This window comes from Brevibacterium sp. S111, assembly GCF_004745075.1.
GTDB lineage: Bacteria > Actinomycetota > Actinomycetes > Actinomycetales > Brevibacteriaceae > Brevibacterium.
Genome location: NZ_RHFH01000014.1, coordinates 59,484 through 75,436 on the forward strand (window position 1 = coordinate 59,484; position 15,953 = coordinate 75,436).

A 15,953-nucleotide genomic window follows, 5' to 3' on the forward strand; every position below is an offset into this window, starting at 1 on the left:
AGATTTCGCAAAGAATTCTCAGAGGCTCGGCGAGCGGCACGGTGAGAGGCTCGGCGAATCCGGCTGATGGCGCTCGCCGAGTCCGGTTGTTTCGCCCTGTTCCGGCCCGGCGGGTTCCTCGCTCGCCGACCGATCGGCATCTCACCGCGAGTGCCTTACGATGAGGGTATGACCAGGGGAGACAGTCGCTTCGACATCGTCACCTTGGTGGTGCGTGCCCGAGAAGGCGACATCGCCTCCTTCGAAGCGCTCGTCGACGAATACGAGCGGAAGCTGCTGCGTTTCGCCCTGCGCACGCTCGGTGACCGGCAGGATGCCGAGGACGTCGTTCAGGACACGCTCGTGCAGGCGTGGAAGTCCCTCGATGCCCTCGCCGAGCCCGCGGCCTTCGGCACATGGATCTACCGGATGGCGTCGAACCGCTGCACCGATGTGCTGCGACGCCGTTCGGCCCGGCCCGCCGACGCTTCGGACCCCGAGGACTTGGGGCACCATTCGGACGGTGCGGCCTCGGTCGAGAGATCAGTCGAAGCACGCACCGCACTCGAGCATTTCACCGAAATCCTCCAGACGCTGTCCTCGGAACAGCGTGTAACGTGGGTGCTCCATCAGATGGAGGGTCTCAGCTATTCCGAGGTCGCTGCGACCCTGGGAATCAGCGAAGGCAGCGTACGCGGTCGCATCCACCGCGCCCGAGTCGCCATCGCCGAGGGGATGGAAGGTTGGGTATGAGCGACGAGACCGCCGATGCGGCAACGGGAGAGACCGATGCCCGCCTGCGCGCTGTCATCGACGAATATATGGGAGCCTTCGAGCCCGACCCCGAGGACTCGGCAGGGCTGCGCGAGCGGATCCTCCGACTCGTCCGCGACGATGCGGTGCTCGCACCCTCGACGAGGCTGCTGAGCGAACGCGGCAACCCCTTCCGGATCACGACGGCCACGGTCCGCGAGATCGTCCGCGCGGCCGTCGACGCCGTGGACGGCATCCGCGCCCGCAGTGTCACCGTGACTCCGAGCGGCGAACCGGAGGGAAGCACGGCCGATGTGGGCCTGACCGTGGCCATGCGGGCCGGGGTCGAATTCGTCCCCGCCGCGGAGGAGGTCCGGCGCGCCATCGCCCGTGACCTCGACGCGGAGCTGGGGATCCCGGCGAACCGGATCGACATCACCGCCGAAGACGTCTTCGTCAGCGAAGATGCCGACACAGATGCAGCCGGCAGCCGCGCTGCCGGCAGCGAGGAGGCCGCAGATGACTGAGCCGAGGACGAGCGCAGGCAAGACGGCCGAGGCGCAGGCGAGTGCGGGCCCGTCGACCGGTGCGGGCGCACAGGAGAACGGAGAGCGCGTGGTCTCGACACAGCTGACCGAGTCGGTCACGGGAATCGGTGGAGTCACCGGTCTGGCGCCCGGACTGCGCGACATGGTCGCCACCGCTGCCGCACGAGTGATGCGCAGGCCCGCAGGAGGGCCGCCTTGCGTCGATGTCGCCCGCTCGGACGACGGTTGGAGTGTCCGCGTCGACGCTCACCTCGACGACAGTCGGTCCGTGTCCGAGATCGTCGACGAACTCTTCGCCGTCATCGCAGTCGACCTCCGGGCCCTCATCGACGGACCCGTCGGGGACATCGACATCGACGTTCGCGTCGTCAGCCGCGGTCGCTGAGGCCCGCCAGCCGGACCGCCTGCCCGCCGCGGACCGCCCGCTGACCCTCCGGTCGGACGGCAGACAGGATCACGGCCCAGAAGAAGTTGAGCAGCCCAGTTCGACACTGGGCTGCTCAACTTCTTCTGGGCCGTTTCTGCGTGCGGCTGCCGGGCGCTGTGGCTGCGACTGTCCGGGAGCCGGCGCTGCAGCTGTCCGGAGCGGACTCAGGCGGACTTGGCCTTCGACCGTCCGGTGATGAGACCCCAGACGATGAGCACGATCAGCGAACCGCCGATGGCACACAGCCAAGTCGACAGCGAGAAGAACTTGTCCATCTCCGCGCCGAAGATCGCGCCGCCGAGCCAACCGCCGAGCATGGCGCCGATGACGCCGAGGATGAGCGTGGCGATGATGCCGCCGCCCTGCTTACCGGGCAGAATCGCCTTGGCGATGGCTCCGGCGATGAGTCCGAGGATGAGATATGCGATGAAACCCATGTTGCTCACGTCCCTTCTGAGGCACTTGACCGGCTGGGTTGCACGGTTCAGTCTCAACTGTACAACCGGGGCCCGTCAAGAGTGCCAACCTGCGTTGATTCTTTATGACATCGGTACAGACGCAGTCGGGGCCGAATCCTCACGCAGAACCGGGGCCGAATCCTCACGCAGAAACGGGCAGCGATCTTCCGCAGCCGGGCCGCCGGACCGTGATCGCTGGGACGGCGCTGAATGGTCGCCGATGGCCTGCACATTAGACTGGAGACCATGACCGACAGCGCTGACACTCGCCGACAACTGCTCGACCTCATCGACGAACTTGCCGTGGTCCGCGGCAGAGTGACTCTCTCCTCCGGCAGAGAGGCCGACTACTACCTCGATCTGCGGAGGGTCACGCTCGACCACCGCTCTGCCCCGCTCATCGGAGATGTCGTCCTCGATCTGCTCGAATCCGCAGGACTGCTCGAGAAGATCGACGCCGTCGGCGGACTGACCATGGGCGCCGACCCCGTCGGCACCGCGGTCATGCACCGCTCCGTGGTCCGCGGCACCCCGGTCGATTCCTTCGTCGTCCGCAAGGAGGCGAAGAAGCACGGCATGTCCCGCCAGGTCGAAGGCCCCGACGTCAAGGGCAAGCGCGTCATCGCCGTCGAAGACACGTCGACGACGGGCGGATCCGTGCTCACCGCGGTCGAGGCACTCCGGGAAGCCGGCGCCGAGGTGGTCGCCGTGGCCGTGGTCATGGACCGTGACACCGGCGCCAAGGAACGGGTCGAAGCCACCGGCATCCCGTACCTCACCGCGCTGACGACCGCGGATCTCGGACTCGACTGAGGGCCGCCTCGGCGAGGTGGGGTTCGCACTCCTCCTCGGCGCAGTTGCGGTCCGCCGATCACGACCTGGGACTCGACTGGCAATTCAGTCGAAATCGAGGACGTGGTTTGAAACATGTCTCTCATTTCAACACGATAGATGAGACACTCCCTTAGTATCGCCTGATGTAACAGTAAGGATGACGCGTGCTCACACTGAAAGAGGTTTCCCTGCGCAAGGGAAAGCGGACATATCTGGACGAGGTGAGTTTGACCGCCGAGGCGGGCCGGATCACCGCGATCGTGGGAACCCGGTCGGCTGGCCGGACCGAGTTGGTGCGCGTCATCATGGGTCTCATCGCCGCCGACGAGGGCACCGTCGAACTCGAGGACTTCGAACTCGACTTCGGTGACCGCCAGAACTTCGGCTACCTGCCCGCAGAGCGCGGCGGCTACCCGAACATGCGCGTCATCGATCAGATCGTCTACCTCGCCCGCCTGCACGGAATCACTCTGGGCGCGGCCGAACGCAATGCGCTGACTCTGCTGTCGCACCTCGACCTCGCCGACCGCGGCTACGCCCCGCTGAAGAATCTCTCCGGCGCCGAGATCGCCCGCGTCGACATCGCCGCCACTCTCGCGGCCGACCCGGACGTCGTCGTGCTCGACGATGCCTTCGCCGGCCTCGATGCGGCCTCGCTGCGTCTGGTCATGTCGCTGCTGCGGGCGCACGCCTCCTCGGGCGTGCCCGTCATCCTCGCCACCGACGATTGGGAGGCCGCACAGACCTTCGCCGATGACGTCATCGTCCTCGGTCAGGGCAAGGTCACCGCGTCCGGCAGCGTGGAGAAGCTGCTCGGCGATCCGCGCTACCGCGTCGAGACCACCGACACCGAGGCGGCAGAGTCCGCTTTGGCGTCCCGGACCGGAATCAGCGATGTGAGCGTCTCCCGTGGTGAGGGCTCGGTCGTGAGCTTCCGCGCAGATGACGCGAAGACCGCCGCCGCGGCAGTGGCGGAGCTCAAGAGTGTGAAGAACTTCGAAAGTGTCCGCCCGACACTGGCCGAGCAGTACAAGGAGGCTCTGTAATGGCGCGCAAGGACAAAGGTGCGAACGACGAGTCCCCGGAACCGCTCGTGTCGAAGGGCACAGCCGGCGACGGCATCGACGACCTCGGTGTCCCTCTCGATGACGACATCGAAGTGACCGAGGACGACACCGTCGAGAACGGCTCCGCCGAGCCCGATGAGGTTCCCGCTGAGCCCGACGACGACACTGTCGCGAACGGCTCCGCCGAGCCCGACGACGTTCCCGTCGAACTCGCCGAGGACGGTCCCGACCCCGACGAACTGCCGGAGACCGGACTCGTCTCTGAATTCGTCGATGTCGGCAACCGCCAAGCCGCATGGCTCGTGTCGAACCGGGAGTCGACCACGGCGATGCGCAGCCCCTATTTCCTCGTCACGGCGGGCGTGATCATCCTCGGCGTGCTCGCCGCGATCATCACCGGCATCGTCGCTGACGCGCAGAAGGATTCGGGCACGCCGACCATGGCGATGGTCGGGGTGGGCGAACAGGCCCAGATGTACGAACAGCAGCTGGGGGTGAAGATCACCGACGCCAAGGATGCGTCCGCGGCGGAGAAGCTCGTGCGCGAAGGCAAGGTCGATGCGGCGTTCATCCAGGACCCCACCGGTCAGGCCCAGCCGACGATCATCGCTCTTGACGAGCAGCCCGAAGCGCTGCTGGAGAAGCTCGCCCCGAAGACCGAGGCGACTCTGCTGAAGACCCCGGCGGTCGAGGGCACGGTGGCCACACCGCTGCTGTGGGGCATGGTTGCGTTCGCGCTCCTCGTCATCGCGACGTTGGGCACCTCCCTGTATCAGAACCTGCGGCTGGAGAAGCGGAATCGGATCACGGAGATCATCGCGGCCACGGTTCCGCCGCGCGCCTCCGCTTCGGGACGGATCACGGGCATGCTGTCCCTGGTCATCGTCCACATCGTTGTGGCAGCGGTCATCGTCGAACTCGGCCTCTCGCTGTCGGGCAAGACCTCGCTGGCCTTCGCCATGCTGCCGGGTCTGGGCTGGTTCGCACTCACCCTGCTGCTCACCGCGTGGTCGGTCTTCGCCCTCCTGGTCTGGGCCTCGACCGTCGTCGGATCGAAGGCGCGCACGACCTTCGTCTCGATTGTCGGCGTCATCACCGTCGCCGGGTTCTTCGCTCCGGTCATCCTCGGTCCGACGGGCATGACCGCGAAGGTCCTGTCCTGGACTCCCTTCACCTCGCCGCTGGGCATCGCCGGTCGTTTCTTCGCAGGCCAGGCCGAGTGGTGGGAGGGCCTCATCGCCGCCGGCATCGCCCTGCTGCTCGCGGTCATCGTCCACGCGCTGGCCTCGGGTGCCTATGTGCGTTCGGTCCTCAGCGGAGGCGGACGCGGAGGCCGGACCGTGAAGATGAGCAAGCGCGCGCAGAAGGTCGGCGCCGGATCGGTGTCCGCGAAGAAGGACGACGCGGAGGCGTCGGACGATGCCAAGTCGGACGATGCGGACGACGCGCAGCCCGCAGCCGCCTCGGCGAAGGAATCCGCTGAGAGCGGATCAGCCGCAGGCGAGGACGCGAAGTCGGCGGATGAGCCCCGCGACGAGAAGTGACCGAGAACGCTGAACCGCAGGTGGGGGTCGGTCCTTGGACCGGCCCCTGGCCTGTGGAAGAGCGCTTCGACCCCGAGCTTCTGCGCGAAGGCGACCGGCGCAATGTCGTCGACAAATACCGGTACTGGAAGCACGATGCGATCGTGGCCGACCTCGACGCCGCTCGGCACGACTTCCATGTCGGAGTCGAGAACTGGCAGCACGACCTCAACATCGGTTCGGTGGTGCGCACCGCGAACGCCTTCAACGCCGCAGCGGTGCACATCGTCGGCAGACGCCGGTGGAACCGGCGGGGCGCGATGGTCACCGACAAGTACCAACACGTCATCCACCATCCGAGCGTCGACGACCTGCTGAGCTGGTGCGCCGAGAACGACGTGCCCCTGCTGGGCATCGACAACTTCCCGGATTCTGTTCCGCTCGAGACCTACGACCTGCCCCGACGGTGCCTGCTCCTGTTCGGTCAGGAAGGACCGGGGCTGAGCGAGGAAGCGCACCAGGCGAGCCGAGACGTGCTCTCCATCGCCCAATACGGGTCGACGAGGTCGATGAATGCCGCGGCCGCCGCCGCGATCACCATGCACTCGTGGGTGCGCCGCCACGTCTTCGACCAGCCCGTGGGCTGATCCGACGAGCCTCCTGGCCGACGAATCGCCGGGGGCTTCGGGGGAGAATGCAGAAGCGCCGAGGTGACACGGAAGATTCCGTGTCACCTCGGCGCTTCACTGTTCCGACCGCGTCGGACTTCGCCGCGGTGCGGATCAGCGGAGGTCGGCGGCGTGGGGTTCGATCAGCCCGCCGAGTTCGGCGAGTTCAGCCGTCAGCGAGTCCGCATCGTCGAAGGTGCGGGTCATGACCGTCAGGCGCTTGGCGTAGTGACCGATGGGGTATTCCATGGTCATGCCGATGCCGCCGTGCATCTGGATCGACTCCTGGCTGATGTTGCGCGCAGCCTGGTCGACGACGATCTTCGCGGCGATGACATCGCGGTGGCGGTCCTTCTCGGCACCGGGAACTTCGGAGGTCACGGCCAGGCGCGAATACAGAGCCATACTGCGTGCGTACTCGAGCTCGGCGTAGAGGTCCGCAGCCCGGTGCTGCAGCGCCTGGTTCGCACCGATGGGCGCGCCGAACTGCTCACGGGTCTTCAGGTACTCGGCGGTCATCGTCATGGAGGCCTCGAGCGCACCGACGGCTTCGGCCATGATCGCGGCATTGCCCAGGTCGATGACCTCGGACAGGACCGCGTTGGCGTCGGCAGCGTCGAGACGCTGTGCCGCGACGTTGTCGAGCTTGAGGTTCGCGGTTCCGAGTCCATCGGCCTGGCGGTGGGCGACCCGGCTGAGACCCTCGGCGTCGGCGGCGACGAGGTAGAGGCCGAGTTCACCGTTCTGCGTGGCGGTGACGATGAAGTGATCGGCGACGTCTCCACCGAGGACGCTGATCTTCTCACCGGTGAGGGTGACGCTGCCGTCGGCTCCGGAGACCTGAGTCTGCGGGGTGTCGACGGCGTAGCGCTGTCCCGGTTCGAGGGCGGCGAGAGCGAGGAAGGTCTGGCCTTCGGCCACGCCGGGCAGGATTGCCTGCTTCTGGTCTTCGCTGCCTCCGAGGAGGACCGCGTTCGCGCCGAGGACCGCGGTGGCCAGGTACGGTTCGAGCACGAGAGAGCGACCGAACGCCTCGGCGACCACGGCCACCTCGTTGAAGGTCATGTCCGCGCCGCCGTAGGACTCCGGGATGGCGAGTCCGAGCAGACCCATCTCGGCGAAAGCCTGCCACTTCTCGCGGGAGATGCCCTCTTCGCTGCGAAGGATCTCTTCGCGCGTGGCGGTGTCGTACTCGCTGCGCAGGTACTTGTGCAGAGTGCTGGCGAGTTCTTGCTGAATGTCGTTGAGTTCAAGATCCATTGTTGTCCTCTTTGAGAAATCGTATGAGCGTCGGTACCTCAGAGACCGAGCAGTGCCTTCGAGATGATTCCGCGCTGCACCTCGGACGAACCGCCGTAGATGGTGACCTTGCGGGTGTTGAAGTAGGTGGGCAGGGCGTCGACCGCGGCGCTGGGCAGATCGGACAGGCCCTGTCCCTGCACACGGTCGGAGACGAAGTCGAGACCCTGCGGGCCGAGCACATCGACGAGGAGTTCGGAGATGTCCTCCTGCAGCTGCGAGCCCTTGAGCTTGAGGACAGACGAACGCGGGTCCGGCTTATCGGAACCGGCGGCCTGAGTGGAGAGGATCCGCAGCTGGGTCATCTCGAGCGCGGTGAGTTCGGTTTCGATCTTCGTCAGGCGGGCGGAGAACAGGGGATCCTCGAGCAGAGTGCCCCGAGCGGTCTTCGTCACCGCGGCATAGGCCTTGGCGCGTGCGAGGTTGACCTTGGAGGCGCCGATGCGGGCGATCCCGGTGCGCTCGTTGCCGAGCAGGAACTTCGCGTAGGTCCAGCCCTTGTTCTCTTCGCCGACGAGGTTCTCGACCGGGACCTCGACATTGTCGAAGAAGACCTCGTTGACCTCGTGACCGCCGTCGATGAGCTGGATCGGACGGACCGTGACTCCGGGGGTCTTCATATCGATGAGCAGGAAGGAGATGCCGGCCTGCTTCTTGACATCCGGGTCGGTGCGGACGAGGTTGAACATCCAGTCGCCGTACTGGCCCAGAGTCGTCCAGGTCTTCTGGCCGTTGACGATGTACTTGTCGCCGTCGCGCACGGCCGAGGTCTTGAGCGAAGCGAGATCGGAACCGGCGTTGGGCTCGGAGAATCCCTGCGACCACCAGATGTCGATGTTCGCGGTGGCGGGAAGGAAGCGCTCCTTGAGCTCTTGGCTGCCGAAGGTCGCGATGACGGGACCGACCATGGAGACGTTGAACGGCAGCGGCTGCGGAACGCAGGCCAGCTGCATCTCTTCGAGCCAGATGTGGCGCTGCACCGGAGTCCAGTCCTGACCGCCCCATTCGACGGGCCAGTTCGGCACCGCGTAGCCGTGCTTGTTCAGGATCTGCTGCGAGGTGACCATGTCGTCCTTGGTCAGCTCCTGGCCGGTGGCGACCTTGAAGCGCAGCTCCTCGGGAATCTCCGTGCGATAGAACTGACGCATCTTCTGCGCGAACTCGCGCTCCTCTGCATTCAGCAAGGTGTCCATGAAAACTCCTGATTGATCGTTCGGTAACTTAATCCCAATAGTACGTTTCGGTGTTCAGGCTCACAAGTGGGTGAAGGCTCCAGTCGCCGAGGATCTGCGGAATCGGAGCCTGCGATGCCGCGATGCTGACCAGAAGGCGCTCGGCAGCCTGACAAAGGCCCTCCCGGTGGTGCGTTTTGCCTGGTATCTGCACTGTTAAGGCGCAATATGTCTGAAGTATTACCATTTCGTGATATTCGGTCACTGCGAATGTTACGTTTTCTTAACAGTAATGTGCTGGATCTAGGACCAGTAATGAAGCAGTTCTAGTATCGGAAGGACCGGCGCGATCAACCAGATCGACGAGCTGCTGGCCCGCGCCTGACGCCAAACCCATTGGCCGCGGCTGGCACCGCACTCGATGCGTCAACGGTTGGTAAGTTCTCATCGAAGTTCGTTCTTGGATCGAGGAGAACTTACCAACCGTTGGCCCCTTTTGGGAGGGGGAGTCCCGTACCTCAGCTCCTCGTCGCCTCAGCTCTCGGCCTGCGCTTGCATCGCCTTCCGTGGGGCATCGGGCCTTACTGGGATGATGAGGAGCAGGCCGATGAACAGCACGATGAGAATGCCCAGGGTTCCGGCCCGCTGGAAGCCGAAGATCGAGATCGAGACCGCGAACATGGCCGGGCCCAGGAAGCTCACGGCCCGACCAGTCGTGGCGTAGAGGCCGAAGTTCTCTCCGGCTCGTTCGGGCGGAGTGATCCTGGCCAGGAATGATCGGCTCGAGGCTTGCACCGGGCCGACGCAGAAGCTGAGCACGAGAGCACAGACCCAGAACACGGCTGCGGTATCGCTGAAGAGGATCGGCAGTCCGCCGATGAGGATGATGATGAGCCCGGCGATGATGACGGGCTTGGGTCCGAGCTTGTCATCGAAGACTCCGGCGATCATCGCTCCTGCGCCGGCGGCGACATTGGCGGCTACACCCAAGATGATGATCTCCGAGGCGGAGAAGCCGTAGCTGCCTGCCGCGAGGACTCCTGCGAAGGCGAAGATCGCGGCCAGACCATCACGGAACACTGCCGAGGCGATGAAGAAGCGCAGCGTCTGGTGCTCCTCCTTCCACATCCGCACGAGGCGGCGGACGAGCGCGGCATAGTCGGCGATGAACGCCTTGACCGGATGCCCCTGTGCGGGGCTGGAGGCCTTGGCACTCGGCGCGGTGAGCAGCACCGGCAGAGCGAAGATCGCGAACCAGACCGCGGAGAGGGCGGCGACGACGCGGAATCTCATTCCGCCCTCATCACCAGCACCGAAGAGCCCGACCTCGGGCTGGATGACGAGTACGAGGAGGATGACGAGGAGGACGAGGCCGCCGGCGTAGCCCATGCCCCAGCCGAAACCGGAGACCTTCCCGACGTTGTCAGGTTGGGTGATGCGGACCATGATGCCGTTGTAGGACACCTCGGCGAACTCGAAGAACACACTGCCCATGGCGATGAGGAGCAGACCCAGCCACAGATACTCGGGGGAGTCGCGGACGAAGAAGAGGCCGAACATCGTGAGGATGACGATCCCGGTGTGGACGCCCAGCCATAGCTTGTGCCGTCCCCCGGCGTCGGCCCTGGTGCCCACGGCCGGTGCCACGAGAGCGATGATGAGCCCGGCTGCGGCTGTCGACCAGCCGAGTGCCGACGAGCCCGCCTCCTCGGTGGCCGCCACGCTCTTCGTCAGATAGGGGGCGAAGACGAAGGTGATGATGACGGCATTGAAGGACGCCGAGCCCCAATCCCAGAGGGCCCAGCCGAGTATTTTCGAACGTGACCCAGCAGCCGGCCTCGGATTCGTCTCCATGACGCCACTGTACTGAATTATCGTCGGTGCCCCCCGCAGCTGACTTCGCCTGCGCCAGCCGCGCCAGCCGACGCTGAACGGGTCAGCCGCGCACGACTACGTGGGCTCCTCGATTGCCTATGCAGTGAGTTCTCCGATAAGTTCTCAGCGAATTACTTGATAGTGCCGATGTGGTGCGGCAGAGTGGGTAGACGATTATGTCCACTTGTACGTCCACTTGAATCGAAAGGCCCTATGACTACCTCCGACGAGAACGGGAACGGCAGGGCGGAGGAAACGACCGCCTCGGCGCCGGTAGATGATGCCCGCCGCCCACATATGCTCATCGAAGACCCCGAACCGATCAGGCTGCATCTGCCGCGCGATGTTTCAATCACCGATGACGACAGCGACGCAGAGATCACCGCCAAACTGCGTGCTCAAGGTGTGCGCATCGGCAAAGGGATGGTGGCTCCGGCCGTCTTCTGGCCTTCCCTGATCGCCATTCTGGGTGTGGCGCTGCTCGCGATCTTTCTGCCCGATGGCACCAGCAAGGTCCTGACAGGCATCAACGATTGGATCGTGGCCGACCTCGGTTGGTACTACATGCTCGTCGTCGGTGGATTCGTCATCTTCTCCATCGTGATCGGATTCTCGAAGTTCGGGAAGATCACGCTCGGCCGTGACGGGGAGAAGCCCGAATTCGGAGTCTTCTCCTGGTTCGCCATGCTCTTCGCCGCTGGTATGGGCATCGGCCTGGTCTTCTACGGTGTGGGTGAACCACTGACTTATGCCACCTCCGGCCCCAAGCCTGGCTGGGACGGCAGCGAAGCAGACATCTCCAAACTGGGTATGGCGCAGACCTTCATGCACTGGGGACTGCATCCCTGGGCAATCTACGCCGTGATCGGCTTGGCGCTGGCCTACGCGATCCACCGCCGTGGACGTCCTGTTTCGATCCGCTGGGCGCTGGAACCGCTGCTCGGTCACCGCGTCAAGGGATGGATGGGCGATGTCGTCGACATCCTCGCCATCTTCGGCACTGTCTTCGGCATTGCAACCTCCCTGGGGCTCGGCGTGCAGCAGATCTCGTCCGGGCTCCAAGCGATCGGGCTGGTCGACAAGGTCGACAATATGTTCCTCGTCATCCTCATCGTCGTCATCACATTCCTGGCCACCCTGTCCGTGATCTCGGGCGTGGGTGCAGGAATCAAATGGCTGTCGAACATCAACCTGTCGATGGCGGGCCTTCTGCTCATCGCCGTGCTGCTGCTCGGCCCCACCCTGTTCCTGTTCCAGAACCTCGTCGAGTCACTTGGCGTCTACCTCGCGAACTTCTTCAACATGACCTTCGACGTTGGTGCCTACACCGGCGAAGAGGGCGCAACATGGGCATCAAGCTGGACAATCTTCTACTGGGGCTGGTGGATCTCCTGGGCCCCGTTCGTCGGAGTGTTCATCGCCCGCATCTCGCGGGGTCGCACGGTCCGGGAGTTCATCGCCGGCGTCCTCTTGGTGCCGACAGTGGTCGGATTCATCTGGTTCGCCGCACTCGGCGGCACGGGAATCTACCGACAGCTCTTCGGTGAGGGCGGACTGGTTGATCCGGAAGACGGAGTCGTGGCGGAGAAGGTGCTCTTCGACGTGCTCGGCTCCCTGCCGATGGGCAGCATTCTCTCTGTGATTGCCATCATCCTCGTGGCGATCTTCTTCATCACCTCCTCGGACTCCGGCTCGCTGGTCGTCGACATGCTGGCGTCGGGCGGACATCCGAATCCTCCGGTGTGGTCGCGTGTTCTGTGGGCGGCGCTCGAGGGAGCTCTGGCGATCGGACTGCTCCTGGCAGGCGGTCTCGGTGCTCTGCAGGCCGCCTCTCTGGCGACGGCGCTGCCGTTCAGCATCATCCTGATTTTCATAGCGATCTCGATGGTGCGAGCGTTCCAGATCGAGGCAACCAGGGCTCGGGAGATCGAGACCGGTCAGCGTTTCCACGAGGTCGGTGAACACATTGCCGATGACTTCGACGAATACCTCGGCGACAAGGTCGATGCACGCATCGACTATCGGCTGTCACGGACCAAGGGTGTGCTGAATAGGGCACCCAAGGAGGAGAGGAAGCCCAAGGGCTCCCGATAGGGCTCGCGGTAGGAGCCAGCCTTCCGTAGGCATCTGTCTGCGGAAGGACCCGTCGAAGCAGCAGAGGCGACCAGGTGATTGATCCTGGTCGCCTCTGCTGTCTGTGCTCGTGCAGGCCGCATGTTCGCGGAGAAGCGAGAATTCCCTGTACACGGCGGGGACCGCTTCTGTCGCCTGCCGGAGACCGAGTAGTCTGGGAGCAACCGAAAGCGCACCGAATCCACCGACCTAGGAGCCCATATGCCCATTGCAAGCCCCGAAGTGTATGCCGAGATGATCGACCGTGCGAAGACTCAGGGCTTCGCGTATCCGGCGATCAACTGCACCTCCTCGCAGACGATCAATGCGGCCATCCGCGGGTTCGCCGAGGCCGGGTCCGACGGCATCGTGCAGATCTCCACGGGCGGCGCCGAGTACATCTCCGGTCCGACGATCAAGGACCGTGTGCGCGGCGCGATCGCGTTCTCCGTCTTCGCCGCCGAGGTGGCCAAGAGCTACGACGTCAACATCGCCCTGCACACCGATCACGCCCCGAGGCAGGCCGTCGAAGAGTGGGTCAAGCCCCTGCTCGCGGCCTCGACCGAGCGGGTGAAGAACGGCGGCGAGCCCTACTTCCAGTCGCATATGTGGGACGGTTCGGCGGTTCCGCTCGATGAGAACCTCGTCCTCGCCGAGGAGCTGCTCGAGCTCTCGGCTGCTGCGCATTCGATCCTCGAGATCGAGGTCGGCGTCGTCGGCGGCGAAGAGGACGGCGTCGAGAACGAGATCAACGACAAGCTCTACACGACCGTTGATGACGGCCTGGCCACCGCACGTGCCCTCGGCACCGGCGAGAAGGGCCGCTACCTCACGGCTCTGACCTTCGGCAACGTCCACGGCGTGTACAAGCCCGGCAACGTCAAGCTGCGTCCCGAGCTCCTCGGTGAGATCCAGGAGAAGGTTGGGGCAGAAGTCGGCAAGAAGTCCCCGTTCGACCTCGTCTTCCACGGCGGCTCGGGATCGAGTGAAGAGGAGATCGCCGAGGCGGTCCGCCACGGAGTCGTGAAGATGAACATCGACACCGACACCCAGTACGCCTTCACACGCCCGGTCGTCGAGCACATGCTGCGCAACTACGACGGCGTGCTCAAGATCGACGGCGAAGTCGGCGACAAGAAACTCTACGACCCGCGCTCCTACGGCAAAGCGGCGGAGGCGAACATGGCCGATCGCATCGTCGAGGCATGCCAGAACCTCGGCTCCGCAGGAACCAGCCTGAAATAGGCAGCACGCGCCGCAGCCCTGTCGCAACTTTGGAGTAGCTGCGGCGGTGCGGCGCAACAACCGCGCGGTACGACGAGAGGTCCGGGACGCCATTGTCCCGGACCTCTCGTCTATTCAATTGTGTCTACTCAGTTGTGCCTGGCAGCGGTGATCAGCCTTCCGAGACTTTCTCTCCCGCCGCCACCTTGGCGATGCGCGTATCCCAGAAGTCAGCGTTCCTGATGTTGAGCGCCTTGGGATCGAACACCGGATCCAGCCCCTGTTTCCTCTGACGTTCGAAGTCCCGAAGGAGCTTGAACGCAGGACCCTGCAGGATGAGGATCGCGATGATGTTGAGCCATGCCATGAGACCCACACCGATGTCGCCGAGTGCCCAGGCACTGCCGGAGGCCGACATCGCACCGACGGCGACTGCGACGAGGATGAGTACCTGCAGAACGCGCTTGCCGATGGTCAGCGCCAGGGGGTTCTTGATCCGACCCAGCAGGTAGACCAAGTTGGTCTCGGCCATGTAGTAGTAGGCGACCATGGTCGTCAGGGCGAAGAGGAAGATCGAGATCGCGATGAAGGATCCGCCGAAGCCGGAGAGCATCGAGTCGAGACCGGCCTGCGGCCATTTCTCGCCCGGTGTGGCGGCGATGGCCTCGGCCATCTGGCCGCGCCCGGTGCCGATGATCGTCTCTCCGTCGGCGTCGAAGACCTTGTACATGCCCGTGGAGAGGATCATGAACGCGGTGGCCGAACACACGAAGAGCGTGTCGATGTAGACGGAGCCGGCCTGGACGAGCCCCTGCTTGCTCGGGTGGGAGACCTCGGCGGCCGACGCCGCGTGCGGTCCGGTTCCCTGACCGGCCTCGTTCGAGTAGATGCCGCGCTGGACACCCCACTGCACGGCCATGCCGATGATGCCGCCGAAGGCAGCCTCTGGTCCTGCGTCGATGCCGAAGGCTGAGGTGAAGACGAGCTGGAAGACCGGGATGATCTGATCGGCGTTGACCAGGGTCACCGCAATGGCGGCGATGATGTAGATGACGGCCATGAAGGGCACCGCCAGCGAAGCGAAGTGCGCGATGCGCTTGATGCCGCCGATGACGATGAAGCCCATGATGATGACCAGTGCGATCGCTGTCACCCAGGTGGGCAGGCTCCACGCGTTCTCCACGGCTCCCGAGATCGCATTGGCCTGGATGCCCGGCAGCATGAAGCTCATGGCGATGACCGTGACGGCCGCAAAGACCATGCCGTAGACCTTGAACAGGCCACGGGCCTTGGTGTGACGGTAGGCCTTCTCGATGTAGAAGGCAGGACCGCCGCGGTATTCGCCGGTGCGGGGGTCCTGCTCCTTGAACACCTGGCCAAGAGTTGATTCGACGTAGGAGGTCGAGGCGCCGAGGAGCGCGGAGATCCACATCCACACGATGGCACCTGGTCCGCCGAAGCCGATGGCGGTGGCAACGCCGGCGATGTTGCCGACTCCGACTCGACCGGCCAGCGATATCGATAGGGCCTGGAACGAGGAGACTCCTTCATCGGAGCTCTTGCCGCGGAACATCTGGGTGAAGATCGCTTTGATCTGTCGGATCTGGACTGCGCGAGAGCGGATGGTGAAGTAGACACCGGCACCGAGGCACAGGTAGACGAGGGCAGAGGACCAGATGATGCCGTTGAGCCATTCGAGGACTGCGGACATGCTTCTCCTATCAGGGAGGCAAAAAGTGGAAACGAACATTCGGCGGGACCCGGCAGTGAGCCCGATCGAGCATTTTCATGGGCAATCAGCGACGAAAACGTGAGTTTTCTCTGTGATTGACCTCATAAGTCAAACGGATTGTGACCCGCGACGCAAATCCAGTGGTGTCGGCCCGGAAAATCAGCTCGGGCGCGGTCTTCTGAGCGGTCACCGCGAGGTTTCAAAGTGATGACAGAGTGGGCGGAGTCATACTATTCAGTTCACTATTTGGGACGGCGGCCGTAAGATGTGGTGCGGATCTCT

At 64.4% G+C, this 15,953-nt stretch carries 14 protein-coding genes; 9 read left to right on the forward strand and 5 right to left on the reverse strand.

Annotation, left to right across the window (positions count from 1 at the left end; all coding sequences use genetic code 11):
• The first annotated feature begins 66 nt into the window (after positions 1–66).
• The 3 genes from EB836_RS14985 to EB836_RS14995 are packed head-to-tail and all read left to right on the forward strand — an operon-like array spanning position 67 to position 1,665.
• Positions 67–732, forward strand: coding sequence for an RNA polymerase sigma factor (locus EB836_RS14985; RefSeq protein WP_240690035.1), 666 nt, complete (start codon positions 67–69; stop codon positions 730–732).
• The gene (locus EB836_RS14990; protein ID WP_205683383.1) at positions 729–1,259 is read left to right on the forward strand and encodes a hypothetical protein; all 531 of its coding nucleotides are present in this window, start codon (positions 729–731) and stop codon (positions 1,257–1,259) included. Before EB836_RS14985 ends, EB836_RS14990 begins: the two co-directional genes overlap by 4 nt.
• Positions 1,252–1,665: a hypothetical protein gene (locus tag EB836_RS14995; protein WP_135541807.1), complete on the forward strand. Its 414-nt coding sequence runs from the start codon at positions 1,252–1,254 to the stop codon at positions 1,663–1,665. The genes EB836_RS14990 and EB836_RS14995 overlap by 8 nt, the downstream gene beginning before the upstream one ends.
• A 206-nt stretch (positions 1,666–1,871) precedes the next feature.
• On the opposite strand, the gene EB836_RS15000 is transcribed toward EB836_RS14995, so the two are convergent.
• Positions 1,872–2,144: a GlsB/YeaQ/YmgE family stress response membrane protein gene (locus EB836_RS15000; RefSeq protein WP_135541809.1), complete on the reverse strand. Its 273-nt coding sequence runs from the start codon at positions 2,142–2,144 to the stop codon at positions 1,872–1,874.
• Positions 2,145–2,411: 267 nt separating this feature from the next.
• On the opposite strand from EB836_RS15000, the gene pyrE reads away from it, so the two are divergent.
• From pyrE to EB836_RS15020, 4 genes are all read left to right on the forward strand, one after another.
• A complete protein-coding gene (gene pyrE / locus EB836_RS15005; RefSeq protein WP_135541811.1) occupies positions 2,412–2,978 on the forward strand; it encodes an orotate phosphoribosyltransferase in 567 nt (188 codons plus the stop codon).
• 185 nt (positions 2,979–3,163) lie between these two features.
• The gene (locus EB836_RS15010) at positions 3,164–4,045 is read left to right on the forward strand and encodes an ATP-binding cassette domain-containing protein (protein ID WP_135541812.1); all 882 of its coding nucleotides are present in this window, start codon (positions 3,164–3,166) and stop codon (positions 4,043–4,045) included.
• A complete protein-coding gene (locus EB836_RS15015; RefSeq protein ID WP_135541814.1) occupies positions 4,045–5,610 on the forward strand; it encodes an ABC transporter permease in 1,566 nt (521 codons plus the stop codon). The genes EB836_RS15010 and EB836_RS15015 overlap by 1 nt, the downstream gene beginning before the upstream one ends.
• Entirely contained in the window at positions 5,607–6,236 is a 630-nt protein-coding gene (locus tag EB836_RS15020) for a TrmH family RNA methyltransferase (RefSeq protein WP_135541816.1), read from the forward strand. The genes EB836_RS15015 and EB836_RS15020 overlap by 4 nt, the downstream gene beginning before the upstream one ends.
• A 135-nt stretch (positions 6,237–6,371) precedes the next feature.
• Here EB836_RS15020 and EB836_RS15025 read toward each other — a convergent pair whose 3' ends face one another.
• The 3 genes from EB836_RS15025 to EB836_RS15035 all read right to left on the reverse strand — a co-directional run bounded on the left by EB836_RS15025 (position 6,372) and on the right by EB836_RS15035 (position 10,582).
• Positions 6,372–7,517, reverse strand: a complete 1,146-nt coding sequence (locus EB836_RS15025; RefSeq protein ID WP_135541817.1) for an acyl-CoA dehydrogenase family protein — start codon at positions 7,515–7,517, stop codon at positions 6,372–6,374.
• Between the two features lie 38 nt (positions 7,518–7,555).
• Positions 7,556–8,749, reverse strand: a complete 1,194-nt coding sequence (locus EB836_RS15030) for an acyl-CoA dehydrogenase family protein (RefSeq protein ID WP_135541819.1) — start codon at positions 8,747–8,749, stop codon at positions 7,556–7,558.
• 513 nt (positions 8,750–9,262) lie between these two features.
• Positions 9,263–10,582, reverse strand: a complete 1,320-nt coding sequence (locus tag EB836_RS15035) for an MFS transporter (RefSeq protein ID WP_135541821.1) — start codon at positions 10,580–10,582, stop codon at positions 9,263–9,265.
• A 318-nt stretch (positions 10,583–10,900) separates the two neighbouring features.
• Here EB836_RS15035 and EB836_RS15040 point away from each other — a divergent pair, with 318 nt between their 5' ends.
• Together EB836_RS15040 and fbaA are read left to right on the forward strand one after the other, a co-directional pair.
• A complete protein-coding gene (locus EB836_RS15040; RefSeq protein WP_135541850.1) occupies positions 10,901–12,697 on the forward strand; it encodes a BCCT family transporter in 1,797 nt (598 codons plus the stop codon).
• 240 nt (positions 12,698–12,937) lie between these two features.
• On the forward strand, positions 12,938–13,960 hold the full coding sequence (gene fbaA, locus EB836_RS15045; protein ID WP_135541822.1) for a class II fructose-bisphosphate aldolase: 1,023 nt from the start codon (positions 12,938–12,940) through the stop codon (positions 13,958–13,960).
• Positions 13,961–14,111: 151 nt separating this feature from the next.
• Here the strand turns inward: fbaA and EB836_RS15050 are convergent, their stop codons facing one another.
• The gene (locus tag EB836_RS15050) at positions 14,112–15,650 is read right to left on the reverse strand and encodes an alanine/glycine:cation symporter family protein (protein ID WP_135541824.1); all 1,539 of its coding nucleotides are present in this window, start codon (positions 15,648–15,650) and stop codon (positions 14,112–14,114) included.
• Positions 15,651–15,953 lie beyond the last annotated feature (303 nt).

Coding starts and splice junctions, on each gene's coding strand:
- EB836_RS14985 (WP_240690035.1), top strand. CDS start 67: ATGGCGCTCGCCGAGTCCGGTTGTTTCGCCCTGTTCCGGCCCGGCGGG.
- EB836_RS14990 (WP_205683383.1), top strand. CDS start 729: ATGAGCGACGAGACCGCCGATGCGGCAACGGGAGAGACCGATGCCCGC.
- EB836_RS14995 (WP_135541807.1), top strand. CDS start 1,252: ATGACTGAGCCGAGGACGAGCGCAGGCAAGACGGCCGAGGCGCAGGCG.
- EB836_RS15000 (WP_135541809.1), bottom strand. CDS start 2,144: ATGGGTTTCATCGCATATCTCATCCTCGGACTCATCGCCGGAGCCATC.
- pyrE (WP_135541811.1), top strand. CDS start 2,412: ATGACCGACAGCGCTGACACTCGCCGACAACTGCTCGACCTCATCGAC.
- EB836_RS15015 (WP_135541814.1), top strand. CDS start 4,045: ATGGCGCGCAAGGACAAAGGTGCGAACGACGAGTCCCCGGAACCGCTC.
- EB836_RS15025 (WP_135541817.1), bottom strand. CDS start 7,517: ATGGATCTTGAACTCAACGACATTCAGCAAGAACTCGCCAGCACTCTG.
- EB836_RS15030 (WP_135541819.1), bottom strand. CDS start 8,749: ATGGACACCTTGCTGAATGCAGAGGAGCGCGAGTTCGCGCAGAAGATG.
- EB836_RS15035 (WP_135541821.1), bottom strand. CDS start 10,582: ATGGAGACGAATCCGAGGCCGGCTGCTGGGTCACGTTCGAAAATACTC.
- EB836_RS15040 (WP_135541850.1), top strand. CDS start 10,901: ATGCTCATCGAAGACCCCGAACCGATCAGGCTGCATCTGCCGCGCGAT.
- fbaA (WP_135541822.1), top strand. CDS start 12,938: ATGCCCATTGCAAGCCCCGAAGTGTATGCCGAGATGATCGACCGTGCG.
- EB836_RS15050 (WP_135541824.1), bottom strand. CDS start 15,650: ATGTCCGCAGTCCTCGAATGGCTCAACGGCATCATCTGGTCCTCTGCC.